This window comes from Qingrenia yutianensis (assembly GCF_014385105.1).
Lineage (GTDB): Bacteria > Bacillota > Clostridia > UMGS1810 > UMGS1810 > Qingrenia > Qingrenia yutianensis.
Genome location: NZ_JACRTE010000006.1, coordinates 132,976 through 151,930 on the forward strand (window position 1 = coordinate 132,976; position 18,955 = coordinate 151,930).

The following is an 18,955-nucleotide window of genomic DNA, read 5'->3' on the forward strand; positions in this document are numbered from 1 at the left end:
ATGGCTGACGCCTATTTTTCCGCGTTTATAATTTCTTTGGCCTTTTTGATTGCTTCTTCAACCGTAAGTTCCAAAACAGTGTCGGATTTTCTTTCTTTAAACTCAACAATGCCCTCGCCGAATTTTTTGCCGACGGTAATTCTTATCGGAATACCCACAAGGTCGGCGTCGTTGAATTTTACGCCAGCGCGCTCGTTTCTGTCATCATAGAGCACGTCTATACCCTCGTTTTTGAGCATTTCATAAAGCTTTTCTCCGCCCTCTTTCTGCTCCTCGCTTTTCATATTGGGAACAACCAGAATAACCTCAAACGGTGCAACACTCATAGGCCAGATTATGCCTTTTTCGTCGCTGTGCTGTTCAATAATCGCCGCAACACAACGGTTTACGCCTATGCCGTAGCAACCCATAATCGGAACCTTCGGTTTTCCGTCCTCGTCGAGAAATGTGCAGTCGAGCGCCTCTGTATATTTTGTGCCGAGTTTGAAGATGTGTCCAACCTCAATACCCTGACAGATTTTCATTTTTCCTCCGCATTTCGGGCAGGTGTCGCCCTCTGTAACCGTTCTGAAATCACCGACAAAATCGGGTGTAAAATCACGTCCGACGTTAACATTTATAAAGTGATAATCCGATTCGTTTGCGCCCACAAGGAAGTTTTTCATATTCATAATTTCGTTGTCGGCAATAACCTCAATACCGAGATTTATAGGACCTGCAAAACCAACGTTTGCGTGAGTGATTTCCATAACGTCGGCAGGAGATGCAAGCTCAAGCGAAACCGCTTTAAGGTGGTTTGCAAGCTTTGTTTCGTTGACATCTCTGTCACCGCGCACCATAACCGCAACAAATTTGCCGTCCGCGTTGTAGATAAGCGTTTTTGCAAAGTTGTCCGCAGTCTGATTAAGACCTTCAACAAGTTCATCTATCGTGCCGGCGTGCGGTGTGTGGATTTTTTCGATTTCGCGCATTTCTTCGTCTTTTGCCGGGTCGGGAATACAAACCGCCTTTTCGGAGTTTGCGCTGTATCCGCATTTTTCGCAGTATGCAATGGTGTCCTCGCCGATGTCCGACTTAACCATAAATTCCTGCGAACCGCTTCCGCCCATTGCGCCCGAATCCGCGTCAACGATTATAAAATCAAGTCCCATTCTTTTAAAAGCCTTATTGTATGCCGAATACATTTTTTTATACGACACGTCAAGCCCCTGCTCGTCCTTGTCAAAGCTGTACGCGTCTTTCATTATAAACTCACGGCTTCTTATAACACCAAATCTCGGACGGCGCTCATCGCGGTATTTCGTTTGAATTTGGTATATCGTCATAGGAAGCTGTTTGTACGATTTTACAGTATTTTTAACCGTTTCGGTAAAAATCTCCTCGTGAGTCGGTCCGAGGCAGAAATCACGGTTTGAGCGGTCTTTCAAACGAAACATTTCCGAGCCAAAAACCTCCCATCTGCCCGACGCCATATAGCTTTCGGCAGGAAGAAGAGCCGACATAATAAGCTCTACCGCGTCCTCACGGTTCATTTCCTCTCTTAATATATTTTCAACTTTGCGCAGTGTTTTGAGTCCCATAGGAAGATAGGAATACACTCCCGACGCAAGTTTGCGCATAAGACCTGCGCGGAGCATAAGCTGATGGCTTACAATTTCAGCCTCGGCAGGAACTTCTCTTAATGTGGGAAGCAAATACTTCGATAATCTCATTTTTAATTTCAAACCTTTCTATCCCTATTGTATCATTCTTATAGTATAATCTATTTAACGCAAAGTTGCAACACTTTTTTGTTATTTTTTTAAATTTTTCCTCTATTACGCAAAAAAGGACGGCTGTTAACACACAAAAACACGCATATCGCTTTTTTGGCGATATGCGTGTTTTTCGCTTTTTAATTATTCTGTGCCGTTAATATTTAATTAAAGTCCCGACGCAAACTCGTCAATCAAATATTTTCCGTCCTGCTGTTTTAATATCAGATAAAATGACGTTTCGGTTTGATTCGGGTCAAATACCGATTTATCGTCCGGCGTCATTGTCACCTCCGCAAGTGCAACCCATTCGCCGTTTGTAAAGCCTTTTTCCGCCGGGTTATCAACCGCGGTGATGTTTTTGAGCGTTGCCTTGTTCATACCAAAAACGTAATCGTCACCGAAGAAACCGTCTATACAGCTTTGCGTGCAGTAACGTTTCATATTCTCAAAATCGCCGTCGCTGAACAGGTAAAAGAACTGTTCTGCTGTATATTCGGGCGACGCTTTGTCATATTGGCTCGGTTTTTCGGCAAAATTGCCGTTGTCTTTTGCGAAGTTTGACAATATTCCGCTTGCATACACCGCCGTTATAAGTATGGCAACCGCGGCAACGACGGAAATTATCACCGCAGTTTTGCTTGTTTTTTTCTTGTTTTTAATCATAATGAACCTCCTTTTCAGAACCTTTTTACTGCCTGTCATCTGAGTGGTGAGCGGAAGTCCTGTAAGCCTGCCTGTCGGGAGAAGAGAAAGAATTGTGTTGATATAGCTCATTTCCTCGCTGTCCGACATATTTTTTGTGACCGCCATATCGCACGATATTTCACATTCCGCCGCAATCTGCTTTGAAACGTACCGCGCAACAGGATTGAACCAGTGCACGCAAGCTACAAATTCGGCAAACCATTTATACAAAATATCGTGCCGTTTAAAATGCGTCATTTCGTGGTGCAGTATGTTGCAGAGCTGTTCGCGCGAAAGCTCTTTTTTCGGCAAAACCAGCGTGGGATTTACTATGCCCGTCATAAACGGCGATGAAACATTTTCCCAAACGCGGACGTTGATTTTTCTGTCTGTATATTCGCTTATTTCGGGCAAGATGACATCTTCTGTCTGTCTGCGTATTTTAACGTTAAGGCTTATATACCGCGCAATGTTCAAAAGTATCAAAAACAGTGCGCCGGCAAGCCACAAATACGCTAAAATATTTATATGAGCGTAAATTATTTCGTCCCATATAACAGCCGTTTTGTCAAAAATCCGCATTTGAACCGCGCCCGTTTGCACCGCATTTCCTATTGCTCCGGTTTGTCCGATACCGTTTGTCTGTACCGTCTGCACCGCTTGTGACAAGGTGTTCGGCATACGCACCGTCACCGCACTAAACCGCACAGGGATAAGCATTACGGCAAGCACGCACAGCCATATGTAATAATGCCACAAATAACTGAAATGCTTTTTTGTTATCGGGCGAAACAGGCAGATTACGCCGGCAAGCACCGAACCTGCAAGCGATGTGATTAAAATGGCTTTGAATACTTGGCTGATCATTTTTTCTCACCCCTGTCATCAAAAATCGCTCTCAGCTCTTTTATATCGTTTTCCGAAAATTGTTCATCTTCAAAAAGCGATGCCACAAGATTTTCGGCTGAACCGTTAAACAGATTTTTTATAAGGCTTTTCACCTGCGATTTTTTATATTCCTTTGCCGTTATAAGCGGTGTGTAATACCACGCTTTGCCCCGTCTTTCGGCGGACAATGCTCCCTTTTCGACAAGGCGCGCAAGAAACGTTGCAATCGTTGTGCGTTTCCAGCCTTTTTCTTCAACGGCTTTTCCGATTGCCGACGAGCCTATCGGGCCGTCCGCTTTCCATACTGCTTTCATAATTTCAAGCTCCGCTTCACCTATGTTAATATTTGTCATAAGGTATACCTCCAATATATTCTACTTTTGTCGACATAATTAGTCTACTACATTAGACATAGTTTGTCAAGCACTTTTGTTAAATTTATAAAATTTGTTTTATACAGTGCAAAAAACGGCACAGGATTAAAAATCCTATGCCGTTTTTAAATTCACCTTGCCGATTTTAGAAACATTCTTTCAAAACGTTCAAAATATCGTCCGCGCTCATTTTTTTGTATCCGCCGCCGGGAACGGTGGAATTTGCGATTTTGGGGAGCATATCCTCTGTTACGCCGAGCTCGCGCAAAGACACGGGAAGTTCAAGCATTTTTATAAACTCCGCAAGCGCGCCGATTCCGCTTTCCGCCGCCTGTTCTTTAGTCATACCGTCGGTGTTTATGCCCCACACATTTTTTGCAAATCTCACAAATTTGTCAATTCCGTATTTTGCAATATACATGTAATACGGCACCGAAACCACCGCAAGACCTGCACCGTGCGCACAGTCTGTGTACGCGCCGATTTGATGTTCAATCATATGAACCTCCCAGTCCTGCTCCTTTGAAAGTCCCGTCACAGTGTTAAGGCCTATCGCCGCGCACCACATAATGTTGCTTCGCGCCTCGTAATTTTCGCTGTCTTTCATAGCGGTTTTCGCGCTGTTTATAAGCGAACGCATAACACCCTCAAGAATATAGTCGGTGGTGTTGTCGTCGTCACCCGAAAAATACTGCTCGCAAAGGTGCGACATAGTGTCGAAAATTCCGCTCGCCATCTGATATTTCGGCACGGTGTATGTGTATTCGGGGTTGAGAATGGAAAATTTCGGATTCACATTTGACGGGAAAACTCTGCCGTTTTTAAGCGTTTTTTCTTCATTTGTAATAACCGAACCGCCGTTCATCTCCGAGCCTGTTCCAGCCATTGTGAGAACCGACGCAACGGGAACAATTTTGTTGTTTACGTCCTCAAAGTTAACCCAGTATCTTTCCCACGGGTCGCCCTCGCAGTATGCCGACACCGAAATTCCCTTTGCGCAGTCGATAACTGAACCGCCTCCGACCGCCAGAATAAGGTCAACATCGTTCTCGCGGACAAGTCTTGCTCCCTCTTTGAGCTGACTGTACGACGGGTTTGATTTTATTCCCGAAAGTTCAACAACATTTTTGTCTGCACCTTTTAAAATATCAACAACCTTGTCGTACAAACCGCTCTTTTTTACCGATCCTTTTCCGTACATCAAAAGCACGTTTTTTCCGTAGTTTGCAAGTTCGCCCGAAAGATTTTCAAGCGAATTTTTGCCGAAATAAATTTTTGTGGGATTGTAATAGGTAAAATCAAATTTCATTTTTAAAAACCTCCGTTTAACTTAAACTTAAAGATTATTGTAATATTCGTCGTCTGCCTTTTCAAGCCATTCGTTTGACGTATTCTCGCCGGGGCACTCTATTGCAACGTGCGAGAACCAGCTGTCTTTTTTCGCGCCGTGCCAATGCTTTACTCCGGCAGGAATTTGAACAACGTCGCCCGGTTTAAGCGAACGGGGCGCACTGCCCTCCTCCTGATACCAGCCCTCGCCGTCGGTACACAAAAGAATTTGTCCTCCGCCTTTCGATGCCTTGTGAATATGCCAGTTGTTTCTGCACGACGGCTCAAACGTAACATTCGCCGCAAAAACCGTTTTTTCGGGATTTGTAAGCGGATTTAAGTAGCTTTTTCCCACGAAATATTTTGCGTACGCACTGTTTTCGCTGCCAAGCCCGAAAATTCCGCCGTGACAAGGCTCGCTGTCATCTTTATAAACCTCTTTAACAATTCTGAAAGCCGCCCACGCGTTAGGCCAGCCTGCATAAAACGCAAGATGCGTGAGAATTTCTGCCATCTCTGTTTTTGTGACACCGTTCGCCTTTGCGGTTTTCGCGTGATATTCAAACGAAGAATCCACCATTCCCTTGCTTACAAGTGCCGTTACGGTGACAATCGACCGCATTTTGAGCGAAAGTTTGTCATCTCTCGACCATACCTCGCCGAAAAGCACGTCATCATTAAGCTGTGCAAATTTCGGTGCAAACTCTCCGAGCGACTCTCTGCCTGCTGTCTGTTTTTTAGTTTCCACGTTATTTTGCCTCCTTATTGACATATTTATTTACTTGTGATACAATCAAACTGCAAGTTCGATTATATTCTACAACTTAAAGTGCACTTTAAGTCAAGAGTTTTTTTAAAAAAATTTTTTTGAAATGTTAAGGAGATATAAAAATGTTATACACAGTGGGCGAAATCGCAAAGAAAATAGGCGTTGCGCCGTCAACTTTGAGGTATTACGACAAGGAAGGTCTTCTCCCCTTTGTTGAGCGGAGCGGCGGCGGAATAAGAATGTTTAAAGACGCCGATTTGGAATGGCTGTCGATTATAGAATGTCTTAAAAAGACGGGAATGCCGATAAAGGAAATTAAAAAATTTATCGACTGGTGCTGTGAGGGCGACTCCACAATAGAAAAGCGTCTTGAGCTTATAGACACCCAGCGCGATGCGCTTTTGCGCAAAATGGAGGAATTGCAGAAAAATCTTAAAATCCTCGATTACAAGCATTGGTATTATGAAACCGCAAAAAAGGCAGGCACCTGCAAAATTCACGAAAATATGAAAAAAGAAGATATTCCCGAAAAATTCAGAGATTTGAAAAAATAGTTATAAAAAATGCGTGCCGTCAAAAATTTTCGGCACGCATTTAATTTTTTTGGCACAGGGACGTTAATATCCGTGTGTCTTACTTTTTATCTTTTAAAATCAACAAGCACCATAGTGCACTGCCCCAGCACCGTTATCTCGTCATAATCGAACACGGCGGGTTTTTCGTTGTAAAGCTCACTCTGCGACACGACGGTGAATTTTCCTCCGCTTATGTAAATACGCCTTATATAAAGCTTATTGCGATACATAAAAGCATAAATTTTTCCGCTTTCCATTTCATTGTCAATACGGTTGCGCATTGTTTCGGCATCCTCGCAAAGCGAAACGCTTATCCACTTTAAAATTACAATATTGTCTTTTTTAATCTTTGCGGCATCCATACAGTTATCGGGCGCGTACACCGCTACAAACCGCCCTATCCGCGTTCTGAAAAAATTCGGGAGCTTTATATATTCACGCGCGTAATCGGTGTCAAGCTGCATAATATATCTGCACCCGTCCTTGCCGAAAACCGGAATTTTCGCTTCTTCGTCAAAATTTCTCGACGGATCGTTTAATAAGTCGACATCGCTCCCGTAAAGCTCTTCAACCGCCACTTCCAAAATTCTTGCGATGTTTTCAGCGGTTTCGGGCGAGGGGCTTATGTAGCTTTCCTCATAATTTATAATATCCGAATTTGAAACACCCGCCGCCTTTGCGAGCGTTTCACGGCTTAATCCTCTTTTATGTCTTACGTACATCATTCTTTCGCCGAATTTTTTACCCTTAATATCCATAACACAGCTCCTTCTTACAACCTCACCTGCATTTTAATCCAAATCAACCAATGCCAAAACACACTCGCCTATTATCATAATTTCGTCATACTGAAAGACTTTCGGTCTGTTTTGAAAACATCTACTGTGTGTTATGGTTGTAAATGCACCTGCAATATTGTGTATCCTGCGGATAAAAAGCTCATTATTATGAATAAAAGCATAAATTTTACCGTTTTTTATTTCTTCGTCAATTCGTTTCTGTTTGACCTCTGCAATGTCGCAAACGGAAACGTTTATACGGCGTACTATGACAAGGTCGCCTTTTTGTATCAGTTCGCTGTCCATATAATTGTCGGGCGCACAGATTGCGGCAAAACTCCCAGTTTCCGTTTCCGGCAGACAAGGCAGTGTGAGCGTGTCGCATTTTGCGTCGTTTCCTATCTGCATAATATCCATATAATTACTGCCCGTATATACGGGAATTTTTACAAAATTTCTTGGTTTTCTGCATTCGTAAATGCTTTTTTCTCCGCGTCCCGAAACGATATATTCTGTCGGTGTTTCAAGCGCTGCGGCAATTTTTTCCGTAACGTCGATATTCGGCAGGCAATAGTTGGTTTCGTAATTTGAAATAGTAGTGTTTCCAACCCCTGCAAGCCAACCGAGCGCCGCCTGCGAAAACCCTTTGCTGCGGCGCAGTTCCGCAATTCTGTCCCCCGGCGTTCGTTTGATTCTGGGCATATTTTTGATCCCTCCGTTTGATATTAAATTTTGCGCAAAATTTTTAACAAAATTTTACATTTTTATTATATTATGTGAAAATGCAAATGTCAAGTTTTTATTTGAAAATTGCGCAAAAATAAGCGCAAAAACAAAAAAATCGGGCTTTGGCACACCGCAAAAGCCCGACCTTATAAATAAATTTAGTCATACGGAGTTCAATCCTCTGATGCCTAGCCGAAAGAAAGTAATCCGAACTCCGATTTTGAGAGGCAGATTTTAGTGCGGAAGATGAAGCAAGGCTGACGCCTTGCAAAGATGACAAGCCAAAAGATGCCGAAATTATGCCTTTTCAGGCGGGTTCGGATTACTTTCTTTCGGCTAAATTTATTATACACTGCCTATTTTTCTGAATTTTTCATATCGGTCATCAAGCAAATCTCCGATGTCAAGCTTGTTAAGTCTTTTTATTTCTTTCACAAGCTTAAGTTTAAGTTCGTCGCAGATTTCCTCATTTGTTCTGTTTTCCTCGCTGATAACCGTTTCAACAATGCCGAATTTGTGCAAATCCTTCGCCGTAAGTTTTAAAGCCTCCGCCGCATCGGGCGCTTTGGACGAATCTTTCCACAAAATGCTTGCGCACCCCTCCGGCGAAATAACCGAGTAAACTGCATTTTCAAGCATAAAAATGCTGTCGGCAACTGAAAGCGCAAGCGCTCCTCCGCTTCCGCCCTCGCCCGTTACAACAGAAACAACGGGAGTTTTGAGTGTCATCATTTCCATAAGATTTTCGGCAATCGCAAGTCCCTGACCGCGCTCCTCCGCGCCTATTCCGCAGTACGCGCCCGAGCTGTTTATAATACAGATTACGGGACGGTTAAACTTTTCTGCCTGTTTCATAAGGCGAAGAGCTTTTCTGTATCCCTCCGGACTCGGACATCCGAAGTTGCGTTTCATCCTCTCCTCTATGGTCGTTCCGCGCTCCATTGCAATCACCGTGACGGGCATTTCGTTTAAATACCCTATTCCGCCGATTATCGCGCCGTCATCCGAAAAACGTCTGTCACCGTGAAATTCAATAAATTTTGTTATCATTCTGTTTATGAAATACGCTCCCGACGGTCTTTTTGAGTCGCGCGCATTTAAAACTCTCTGATATGAATTCATATTTCCGCCTCCTGTGCAGTATTTTAATTATGAAGTGTTAAAATATCCGCAAGTGTGTTTTTGAGCTTTTCGCGCGGTACAATCGCGTCAACAAAGCCGTGTTCGAGCAAAAATTCCGCCCGCTGAAAGCCGTCGGGAAGTTTCTGTCCCGTCGTCTGTTCAATAACCCTTGCACCTGCAAAACCGACAAGCGCGTGCGGTTCGGCGAGAATAATATCGCCCTCCATTGCAAAGCTTGCGGTAACACCTCCCGTTGTTGGGTCAGTCAAAACCGTTATATACAAAAGCCCTGCGTCCTTGTGCTTTTTCACCGCACCGCTGACCTTTGCCATCTGCATAAGCGAAAAAATTCCCTCCTGCATACGCGCACCGCCCGACGTTGTAAAGCCTACCACGGGCAGTTTTTTGCTTAATGCAAGCTCAAACGCACGGGTGATTTTTTCGCCCACAACCTGACCCATACTGCCCATCATAAACTCGGAATTCATAACGAAAATCACATATTTAATTCCATCCGTTTCGGCAATTCCGTATGACACCGCGTCTTTGCAGCCGCTTGTTTCAACCGCTTTTTCAAGCTTTTCGTCGTAGTTTGGAAACTTAAGAGTGTTTTTGCTTTTTAAATCTGCATCTTTTTCTTTAAAACTGTCGCACACAAGCGCAATACGCTCTTTCGGATTCATTCTGAAATACGAATTACATTCTGGGCAAATCATATTGTTTTTTTCCGCGTCGACGTAAGCAAATTCTTTACCGCATTTTTTGCAGATTTTAGTTTTTTGGTTCTCATTGCGTTTAAAAATTTTATCCAGCATAAAATTTACACCTCGTTTTTAATGATAGCAAACGAAAAATCGGCTTTAACCGCAGCTTTTCCGTTCACTTTTCCCGTTCCCGACGCAAAATAAAACGGCTCGTGCACACGCACAATTTTACATTCGGTTTCAAAAGTGTCGCCCGGCTTTACCGGACTTTTAAACTTAACCTTGTCAAGCCCCGTAAAATACGGCAAGGTGTTTTTCTCCATTTTGTCCGCCATAAGCACGCAAATCGACTGCGCCATAATTTCGCACAGAATTACCCCCGGAACGACGGGCGAACCGGGAAAATGTCCGTCCAAAAACCACTCGTCGCCGACGATTTTTTTAACGCCGTGCGCAACCTCTCCCTCAACATATGCCTCGTCGATTAAAAGCATACTGTTTCGGTGAGGCAGAATATTCATAATTTCTTCTTTGTTCATTTCAATTCTCCTTAGCCGAAAGAAAGTAATCCGAACTCCGTATGCCTTGCATTTTAAAAATTTCATGCCTTTTCGGTTTGTCGTCCTCGAAAGGCGTCAGCCTATCTTCGTCCTCCGTACCGAAAATTCAAATGATTTTTAAAACGGAAGGTCGAAGAGTTTAAATGGAGCAAATTTTTTAAAAGACAAGGCGAAAAGCTGGGTTAATACTGACGTATAACATAGCTTTTCAACGCAGTATTTTGGAAAATTTGCCTATTTAAACCACACGGGGTTCGATTCTCTGATGCCTACACACGTCTGAACGCAAGACACGCGTTGTGACCGCCGAAGCCGAGCGATACCGAAAGCGCAAGGTCTATATCGGTTTTGAGCGCCGTGTTGGGCGTATAGTCAAGGTCGCACTCCTCATCGGGAACTTTATATCCGATTGTCGGCGGAACGATATTGTTGTTGAGCGTCAATATGGATGCTATTGCCTCTGCTGCGCCTGCCGCGCCGAGCATATGTCCCGTCATCGACTTTGTGGAGCTGATATGCACCTTGTATGCGCCGTCGCCGAACGCTTTTTTAACAGCCATTGTTTCGGTTTTGTCGTTGAGCGGTGTGCTTGTTCCGTGCGCGTTGATATAAACCTTTTCGCACGGCACGTCTTTATTGTTTTCGAGCGACTCAATAATCGCGTTTGCACCGCCTGTGCCGTCGGGCGACGGAGCGGTAACGTGATATGCGTCGCAGGTGTTGCCGTAGCCTGTAATTTCAGCGTAAATCTTTGCACCGCGCGAAACCGCGTGTTCGTATTCCTCCAAAACAAGTGCACCGGCACCCTCGCCCATAACGAAACCGCATCTTTCCTTGTCAAACGGAATTGACGCACGGTTTTTGTCACTGCTTTCGCAAAGCGCCATACAGTTTATAAATCCGGCAAATCCAAGCGGATTGATTGATGCCTCCGCACCGCCGGCGATAATTGCGTCCGCATAACCGCCCTTGATTGCGCGGTATGCCTCGCCGATACAGTTTGAACCCGTTGCACACGCGGTTACAATGGAAAGGCACGGACCTTTTGCGCCGTATTTTATGGCAATATTTCCTGCCGCGATATTTGAAATCATTTTAGGTATAAACATAGGCGAAACACGTTTCGGACCGCGCTCAATAAGATTTTTATGCTCGTTTACAATGGTGTCGAAACCGCCTATTCCCGAACCGAAATAAACACCGAGCCTTTCGGACGCAATTTTTTCAATAATACCGCTGTCATCCACAGCCTGATGCGCCGCCGCCATAGCATACTGCGAATATCTGTCAAGCTTTCTCGCCTCGCCTTTTTCCATATAAAGCGTCGGGTCAAAATCTTTAACCTCGCCGGCCAAAGTAGCTCTAAAATCGGTTATGTCAAATTTTGTCACGGTGTCAATGCCGTTTCTGCCCGACACAAGACCGTTCCAAAAATCGTTTGTATTGTTTCCGACAGGCGAAATAACGCCCATACCCGTTACAACCACTCTCTTGTTCATATTAAAATCCTTTCCTGACTACATTGCCAATCCGCCGTCAATGCGGATAACTTCGCCCGTTATATAGTCGGACACATCGTCCGCAAGAAATACCGCAAGGTTTGCAACCTCGCCGGCACTGCCCATTCTTTTGAGCGGAATTGCGCCTTTTACCGCGTCATTTTCCTGAAACGCCTCGGTCATATCCGTTTTGATAAATCCAGGTGCAATGGCATTACAGCACACATTGCGCGGCGCAAGCTCTTTTGCAACCGTTTTTGTAAGCCCGATTATTCCCGCCTTTGCCGACGAATAATTCGCCTGACCGGCATTGCCGATAAGCCCTGCAACCGAGCTGATATTTATAATTTTACCGTATTTTTTCTTCATAAAATTACGGTAACAGTGTTTAATCATATTAAATGCGCCTTTTAAATTCGTGCCGATAACACTGTCAAAATCGTCCTCGCCCATTTGCAGAACAAGCTTGTCGTTTGTAATTCCGGCATTGTTTACAAGAATGTCAACACCGCCGAAATCCTCGATAACCTTTTTAACAGTGTTTTCGCACTCGGCAAAATTTGAAACGTCGCATTTGTATATATTTATCTTTCCGCCGTTTTTTTCGATTTCATCTTTTAATTCAAGCGCCTTTTGCTCACTTCCGCAGTAAACCGCCGCAATATGCGCGCCCTCTTTTGCGAATTTTTGAGCAATCGCTCTGCCTATTCCTCTCGACGCGCCCGTTATAAGCGCAACTTTTTCGTTAAGCATCAGCCTTCACCGCCTCAACAGTCAATTTAAGCGACTCGAAATCTTCAACGGAATACGTTTTTACCTCGGACGAAATTTTCTTAATAAGTCCGCAGAGCGTTTTGCCTGCGCCTGCCTCGATAAAATCGGTATAACCGTCGGAAATCATATTTTTAACAGTATCGCACCAGCGGACGGGGTTGTTCATCTGCATTGAGATTGTGTCAAAAACACTGCCCTCATACGGCTTTGCGGTATAGTTTGCGTAAACGTCCAAACCCGGAGTTTTAAGCTCGGTATTTTTAAGATATTTCTTAAATTCCGCCGCCGCACCGTCCATATAAGGCGAATGAAAAGCCGCGCTGACCGCCAAATCTATAACGCGCGCCGAAACCTCTTTTGCATTTTCTTTAAACTGCGAAATTGCGTTTTTTGAACCTGCAACAACCGTCTGAACGGGCGAATTGTAGTTTACGGGGTAAATTTCTTCGCCGTTTTTGCGGATTCTTTCACATATTTCCTCAACCGTTCTGCTGTCCGCCTTAAGAACCGCCGACATAGCGGTGTCGTGCTCCTCCGACGCTTTCTGCATAAACTTTGCGCGTTCGCACACAATTTCAAAACCTTTTTCGTAAGAATACGCGTCCGCATACGCAAGCGCGGCAATTTCTCCGAGCGAAAAGCCGGCAACTCCGTCGGGAACAATGCCGTTTTCTTTGAGCGCAAGCGCGGCGCAAAGGTCTACAAGATAAAGGCACGGCTGGGTGTTTTTTGTTTGGCAAAGCTCCTCCGCAGTGCCGTTGAACGACTGCTCCATAGTGCCGTTTCTGAAGCTTTCGGCATAATCATAAAGCTTTTTTGCGCTTTCGGAATTTTCGTATAGCGACTTTCCCATACCCGGATACTGCGCACCCTGACCCGAAAAAACTATCGCTAATTTACCCATTTTTCCGCCCCTTTCAATATTTTCTCCGCATCAGTGCAAATTTCTTCGATAATTTCCTTTGCACTCTGCTCTTTATTCACCATTCCTGCAACCTGCCCTGCGAGGAAACATCCGTTTTTCTCGTCGCCTTCCACCGCCGCAAGACGGAGTGCGCCGACTGCCATATTTTCCAAATCGTTGTCGGATATATCGGAATATTCTGCTTTTGCATATGCACGCGAAAACGGCGTTTTTATGCTTCTGACGGGGTGTCCCAGACGTTTGCCCGTGACGATTGTTGAAATATCCCCGGCTTTTAAAACCTTGTTTTTATAGTTCTGATGAACGTTACATTCTGTCGCAACCAAAAATCTTGTTCCGATTTGAACGCCGACCGCGCCGAGCATCAAAGCCGCCGCCATACCTCTGCCGTCCGCAATTCCGCCCGCCGCAAGAACGGGAACGGAAACCGCGTCGCACACCTGCGGAACAAGCGCCATTGTGGTGGTATCACCGACGTGACCGCCCGACTCTCCGCCCTCGGCTATAACCGCCGACGCGCCGAGCCTTTCAACGATTTTCGCAAGCGCGGTGGAGGCAACAACGGGAATAACCTTTATTCCGGCGTCGTTCCACATTTTCATATACTTTTCGGGATTGCCTGCACCCGTTGTGATAACGCTCACCTTTTCGTCTGCCAAAAGCTTTGCAACCTCGTCGGTGTGCGGACTCATAAGCATAACGTTTACGCCGAACGGCTTATCGGTAAGCGAGCGCGCTTTGTCAATCTGACCTTTAAGATATTTTGCGTCGTAATTCATTGCCGAGATTATACCAAGACCGCCGCCATTTGAAACGGCAGCGGCGAGGTCTGCGTCGGCAATGTGCGCCATACCGCCCTGAAAAACAGGGTATTTAATTTTCAGCATATCGCATATTGCAGATTTAAGCATATTTAATTACTCCTTTTTACTGTCGATGTATTCAACAAGCGAGCCTACTGTTTTGCCGACGTCGGCAACCGAAATTTCAATGCCGAATTCGTCCTCAAGCTCCATCATAATTTCAACCGTTTCGAGCGAATCAATTCCCAAATCGTCGAATGTTGTTTCGCTTGTGATACCTGCGGTATCCATATCAAGGTGGTCTGCCAATACTTCTTTAATTTTGTCAATAGTCATTTTAAATTCCTCCAAAAATAATATAAATTTTATAAAAATCTTTTAAGATTTACCACTTTATAAGGCACGAACCGCTTGAAAGTCCGCCGCCGAACGCCGTCATAATAATGAGGTCGCCTTTTTCTATGCCTTTTGTACGGTTAAGCTCGTCAAGCGCTATTGCAATGCTCGCCGCCGAGGTGTTGCCGTAATTCTGAATGTTCACAAAAAACTTCTCCATAGGAATTTTGAGCCTTTTGCTTGCATACTGGATAATGCGCACGTTCGCCTGATGCGGAACGATATATTTTATGTCGCCGAGCAAAACGTTTGCCTCCTCCGCCAGACGCGAAATATCACCTGCCATAGTGCTTACGGCAAATTTAAACGTTTCCTGACCGTCCATAAAAATTCTGCAGTCTTTGGTTTCTTTTTTGTAATACGGTGAAAGATTTGTACCTGTCGGGATATTTATAACCTCGTCACTGCCCTCGGTGTTTATGTGCGACGCAATGTAGCTGTCGCCCGGTTCAAGCACCGCCGCGCCTGCTCCGTCACCGAAAATAACACAGGTGTTTCTGTCTGTCCAGTCGGTGATTTTACTTATTCTTTCACTTCCAACCACAAGCGCTTTTTTAACCTTTTTGCGTGCAAAATATCCTGCCGCGGTTTCAAGTGCAAACACAAATCCGCTGCACGCAGAGTTTATGTCGTATGCCGGGCAATGTGCACCCAAAAGCCTTTCAATTCCGCCGGCGGTTGTGGGGCAAAGATAGTCGCCTGTCATTGACGCGGTGATTATAAGGTCGATTTCATCAGGCGATGTACCGCTCATTTCAAGCGCTTTTTTCGCCGCCTTATATCCCATTTCCGAGGTGTTTTCATCTGCGGAAACGCGCCTTTCGTTTATTCCGATGCGCTGTTTAATCCACTCGTCCGACGTATCAATGGTTTTTGACAAATCGTCGTTTGTAACCGAAAGAGGCGGCAGATAACTGCCCGTTCCAGTAATTTTAAAGCTCATTTTGAACTTCCTTTCAAAAAATATTCTGCTGATAATTCTCTGCTTGTTGAAAAATCAACATCTATGCCGAAAAAACAAAGATTTTGCATTTATTTGTTGCAAAATCAACAAGAGTTCTCAAAATTTTTACAGGGACATATGCCCTGTATTTTTACTTCTTATCCCACATTTCTTCTTCAACGCACTTTTCAATGTTTTTTGCCGTGGTGCGCAGTGTGCGGTACATAGTTGTGCGGTCGTCCTCTTCAATATCGGTAAGGCTTATGGAATCTATAAGCGACGAAATGGTTTCGACAATCGGCTCCATAATTTTCTGACCGCTTTCGGTAATAACCGCAGGAGTGTTGTATTTTTTATCTCCGAAAAAGTTGGGATAATCAATATATCCTTTTCTGTAAAGCGACGCATATGCGCGCGAAACGGCAGCTTTGTCAGCACCTATAATTTCAGAAAGCTGTGACACGGTAAGACCGTCGCGGTACAAAAGGAGGTACGACAAAAATATTCCGTGATTGCCCAAAAGACCGTATTTATTCATAACTTCGTTTTTTAGCTTGCGAATATTTTTATGGACAATAGAAATATTATTGGAAAAAGCCTCAAATCTTTTTATGAGCAGCAGCTGCTCAAATTTTAAATTTTTATTATCCATATTTGCCTCCTGATTTTTTATTACAGACAGCATTGTACCACAAACTTGTTGTGTTGTCAACAAGTTTGTGAAAATTTTTGGAATTTTTTTCTGATTTACTCTAAAAACCTTGCTCGCCTTTGCAGAAAAAGCCTGTTTATCGGGCATTTAAAACACAATGTCTGTAATCTGATTTCGGCCGGATTTTGATTAGTTCCAGCTAACTCAACACCAAAAAAATTATTTTGCTCCCGCAAAATACTCCTCCAACGCTTCATTCAGTGCACACGCACCTGATGAATTGCAATGTTTTATGTACGCACCCGATTTTTCGGCTTGGTTTGTTGCCGCATTCACCATCTTATGTGCCACCGTCCCCGTGAACACCACTATCATATCGGGACTTCCTATCTGATTTTTAAAATTTGCGGGACACTGTGTGAACACCTTGCATTTACAGCCGAATTTTTTGCAAATTTCCTTGTATCTGCAGTGCATTCTGTCGTGACCGCCGACAATTACTACACTCATCTTCTTTCCTCCGTATTTTATTGTTATGTCCGCAAAGACGAAAAATCAAAAAATTCCGCCTTTGCAAGACACAAATTTTACTTCTTAACTTCTTTATCTCCCTCGTTCAAAAACGGTTTCATACTGTAAGCGCACACGCCCATTGTGGATATATTGTGCAAAAGCGCCGATGAAACGGGTGTTATTACACCGAATATTCCGAGCAGTATAAGCGCACTGTTGAACACGGATATAAATTTATAGTTCCCGTAAATTCTCTTGAACAGGCTTTCGCTCAAGCTTCGCAGAACGCACAGACGTTCAAGGTCGGACGACACAAGCGTGATGTCCGCAACCTCGCGCGCAATGTCGGACGCGTCTTTCATAGCCACCGACACATCAGCCGCCGCAAGCGCAGGCGAATCGTTAATTCCGTCGCCCACCATAACAACTTTGTGACCGCCCTCTTTAAGTGAATTTACAATATTAAGCTTGTCCTCGGGGAGAACGCGCGCATAGAATTTGTCAATTCCCACCTGTCCGCAAACGTTTGACGCAGTAGACTCGCCGTCGCCCGTAAGCATAATCACGCGGTTTAATCCCATATCTTTAAGCTTTGCTATAACCTTATCGGCATCTTTTCTCAATGGGTCCTCAATGCAGAGTATTCCGCATAATTTTCCGCCGATTGCAAGATATACCATAGAATATCTCTCGCCGAGCTTTTTGATTTCGGCAGTTCTCTCTTCGTCAATTTCAATGTTTTCGTCGTCGAAGATAAAATGCGCACTGCCTATAAGCGCACGCTCGCCGTGCAGAATTGAAGAAATTCCGTGCGCGACGATATATTCAACCTCGGCGTGCTCCTCCTGATGTTCAAGCTTTCTTTCCTCCGCGGCATGAACAATCGCCTTTGCCACACTGTGCGGAAAATGTTCCTCCAAGCAAGCCGCCGTACGCAGTATTTCGTCCTCGGTATATCCCTCGTACGCAATCACCTTTGCAAGGTTGGGACAAGACACGGTAAGCGTTCCCGTCTTGTCGAAAACAATGGTATCTGCGTGAGCATAATTTTCAAGAAAACGTCCGCCTTTTACGGTGATGTCGTATTCCGTTGCCTCGCGCATTGCCGAAATTACGCAAATCGGCGTTGACAGCTTAATTGCACAGGAATAGTCAACCATAAGCACCGACAGCGCCTTGGTGACGTTGCCCGTGAAAAGATACGTTGCGGCACAGGTGAGCAAGCTGAACGGCACAAGCGAATCGGCAAATTTTTCTGCCTTTGTCTGCACGCCAGATTTAAGGTTTTCGGAGTTCTCAATAAGCTCCACAACCTTGCTTATTCTGCTGTTGTCGGCAAGGCTTGTAACTTTTATGTCAATTTCGCCCTCCTCGACAACCGTTCCGGCATACACGCTCATTCCCTTTGTTTTATGGCACGGCATTGCCTCGCCCGTCATCGCAGACTCGTTAACGCCTGCCTCGCCTTTTTCAACCGTTCCGTCAACGGGTATCATACTGCCCTGAAGAACTCTCACAACGTCGCCGAGCGCAATGTTTTTAAGCGGAATTTTAACCGCGGTTTCGTTTTCCGCTTTCCAAACCGTGTCGATATTGAGCGACAGACTGTCAGAAAGTGCGGTTTTCGCTTTTTTACGAGTATATCCCTCAAGGAGTGACGAAATGTTCAAAAGTGTCATAACCGACGCTGCGGTGGACGGCGAACCGCTCAAAAGCGACGCCGAAATTGACACCGCGTCCAGCACGGACACATTGATTTTGCCCTCCGAAAGCGATTTCAGACCACTTTTAACAAACGGTACCGCGCGGTAAAGCGCAAGCGGAAACGACAGAAACGACGGCAAAAACAGGCGCGCGAGAATACGGCGTTTTATGATTTTTGCAAAATCGCGCTTAAATTCCGCGTCCAGCACATCAAGCTGTGAAATTTCGCCTTTTTCAATCGACTTTGCCTTAATTTCCGCAATTTCGCCGAGAAGCTCCGAACGGAAATCTTTGTTATAAAACACAAGAATACCGCCGTTTATGTGCGACGCCTTTGCCGACAAAACGTACGGCAGACGCAAAAGCCTTGCGCAAAGCGGAACCTCCTGCGTTTTTTCAAAAACGTCCGCACCGCAGCGAACACGAAGTCTGCCCGGTTTGTCATATATAATTTTGTACCTCATAGGGCACCCACTTCC

General features: G+C 44.8%; 20 protein-coding genes. 1 reads left to right on the forward strand and 19 read right to left on the reverse strand.

Translation table 11 applies throughout. The features are described 5' to 3' along the window. Positions 1-11 precede the first annotated feature (11 nt). From H8706_RS06900 to H8706_RS06920, 5 genes are all read right to left on the reverse strand, one after another. A complete protein-coding gene (locus H8706_RS06900) occupies positions 12-1,712 on the reverse strand; it encodes a proline--tRNA ligase (RefSeq protein WP_262432076.1) in 1,701 nt (566 codons plus the stop codon). A gap of 210 nt (positions 1,713-1,922) precedes the next feature. Further along, positions 1,923-3,308, reverse strand: coding sequence for a M56 family metallopeptidase (locus H8706_RS06905; protein ID WP_262432046.1), 1,386 nt, complete (start codon positions 3,306-3,308; stop codon positions 1,923-1,925). Beyond that, a complete protein-coding gene (locus H8706_RS06910) occupies positions 3,305-3,682 on the reverse strand; it encodes a BlaI/MecI/CopY family transcriptional regulator (protein WP_178348371.1) in 378 nt (125 codons plus the stop codon). The genes H8706_RS06905 and H8706_RS06910 overlap by 4 nt, the downstream gene beginning before the upstream one ends. Before the next feature lie 166 nt (positions 3,683-3,848). Continuing rightward, entirely contained in the window at positions 3,849-5,012 is a 1,164-nt protein-coding gene (locus tag H8706_RS06915; RefSeq protein WP_262432047.1) for an iron-containing alcohol dehydrogenase, read from the reverse strand. Between the two features lie 27 nt (positions 5,013-5,039). Next, positions 5,040-5,780: a carboxymuconolactone decarboxylase family protein gene (locus tag H8706_RS06920; protein WP_394354540.1), complete on the reverse strand. Its 741-nt coding sequence runs from the start codon at positions 5,778-5,780 to the stop codon at positions 5,040-5,042. A gap of 143 nt (positions 5,781-5,923) precedes the next feature. Between H8706_RS06920 and H8706_RS06925 the strand changes: the two genes are divergently transcribed. Beyond that, positions 5,924-6,355, forward strand: coding sequence for a MerR family transcriptional regulator (locus H8706_RS06925; protein WP_178348368.1), 432 nt, complete (start codon positions 5,924-5,926; stop codon positions 6,353-6,355). Between the two features lie 86 nt (positions 6,356-6,441). Here the strand turns inward: H8706_RS06925 and H8706_RS06930 are convergent, their stop codons facing one another. The 14 genes from H8706_RS06930 to H8706_RS06995 all read right to left on the reverse strand — a co-directional run bounded on the left by H8706_RS06930 (position 6,442) and on the right by H8706_RS06995 (position 18,940). Continuing rightward, positions 6,442-7,134: a helix-turn-helix domain-containing protein gene (locus H8706_RS06930; RefSeq protein ID WP_262432049.1), complete on the reverse strand. Its 693-nt coding sequence runs from the start codon at positions 7,132-7,134 to the stop codon at positions 6,442-6,444. Positions 7,135-7,167: 33 nt separating this feature from the next. Beyond that, positions 7,168-7,857, reverse strand: a complete 690-nt coding sequence (locus tag H8706_RS06935; protein ID WP_178348366.1) for a helix-turn-helix domain-containing protein — start codon at positions 7,855-7,857, stop codon at positions 7,168-7,170. A 369-nt stretch (positions 7,858-8,226) separates the two neighbouring features. Further along, a complete protein-coding gene (locus H8706_RS06940; protein ID WP_262432050.1) occupies positions 8,227-9,003 on the reverse strand; it encodes an acetyl-CoA carboxylase carboxyltransferase subunit alpha in 777 nt (258 codons plus the stop codon). Positions 9,004-9,026: 23 nt separating this feature from the next. Then, positions 9,027-9,818, reverse strand: coding sequence for an acetyl-CoA carboxylase, carboxyltransferase subunit beta (gene accD / locus H8706_RS06945; protein WP_316636679.1), 792 nt, complete (start codon positions 9,816-9,818; stop codon positions 9,027-9,029). A 5-nt stretch (positions 9,819-9,823) separates the two neighbouring features. Beyond that, on the reverse strand, positions 9,824-10,246 hold the full coding sequence (fabZ, locus tag H8706_RS06950) for a 3-hydroxyacyl-ACP dehydratase FabZ (protein ID WP_262432051.1): 423 nt from the start codon (positions 10,244-10,246) through the stop codon (positions 9,824-9,826). Between the two features lie 290 nt (positions 10,247-10,536). After that, a complete protein-coding gene (gene fabF, locus H8706_RS06955) occupies positions 10,537-11,766 on the reverse strand; it encodes a beta-ketoacyl-ACP synthase II (protein ID WP_262432052.1) in 1,230 nt (409 codons plus the stop codon). Positions 11,767-11,784: 18 nt separating this feature from the next. Beyond that, positions 11,785-12,519 carry a 3-oxoacyl-[acyl-carrier-protein] reductase gene (gene fabG / locus H8706_RS06960; RefSeq protein ID WP_178347087.1) on the reverse strand — a complete coding sequence of 245 codons (735 nt, stop codon included), beginning with the start codon at positions 12,517-12,519 and terminating at the stop codon, positions 11,785-11,787. Further along, complete coding sequence (fabD, locus tag H8706_RS06965; protein ID WP_262432053.1) at positions 12,512-13,444, reverse strand: ACP S-malonyltransferase; 933 nt, start codon at positions 13,442-13,444, stop codon at positions 12,512-12,514. The genes fabG and fabD overlap by 8 nt, the downstream gene beginning before the upstream one ends. Next, entirely contained in the window at positions 13,432-14,376 is a 945-nt protein-coding gene (locus H8706_RS06970) for a nitronate monooxygenase (protein WP_262432054.1), read from the reverse strand. Before H8706_RS06970 ends, fabD begins: the two co-directional genes overlap by 13 nt. A gap of 6 nt (positions 14,377-14,382) precedes the next feature. Beyond that, positions 14,383-14,604: an acyl carrier protein gene (locus H8706_RS06975; RefSeq protein ID WP_262432055.1), complete on the reverse strand. Its 222-nt coding sequence runs from the start codon at positions 14,602-14,604 to the stop codon at positions 14,383-14,385. Between the two features lie 49 nt (positions 14,605-14,653). Then, on the reverse strand, positions 14,654-15,607 hold the full coding sequence (locus H8706_RS06980; protein WP_262432056.1) for a beta-ketoacyl-ACP synthase III: 954 nt from the start codon (positions 15,605-15,607) through the stop codon (positions 14,654-14,656). A 151-nt stretch (positions 15,608-15,758) separates the two neighbouring features. Next, on the reverse strand, positions 15,759-16,259 hold the full coding sequence (locus H8706_RS06985; protein WP_178347082.1) for a MarR family winged helix-turn-helix transcriptional regulator: 501 nt from the start codon (positions 16,257-16,259) through the stop codon (positions 15,759-15,761). 219 nt (positions 16,260-16,478) lie between these two features. After that, a complete protein-coding gene (locus tag H8706_RS06990; protein WP_178347081.1) occupies positions 16,479-16,769 on the reverse strand; it encodes a DUF2325 domain-containing protein in 291 nt (96 codons plus the stop codon). Positions 16,770-16,846: 77 nt separating this feature from the next. Beyond that, positions 16,847-18,940: a heavy metal translocating P-type ATPase gene (locus H8706_RS06995; RefSeq protein WP_262432057.1), complete on the reverse strand. Its 2,094-nt coding sequence runs from the start codon at positions 18,938-18,940 to the stop codon at positions 16,847-16,849. Positions 18,941-18,955: the final 15 nt, after the last annotated feature.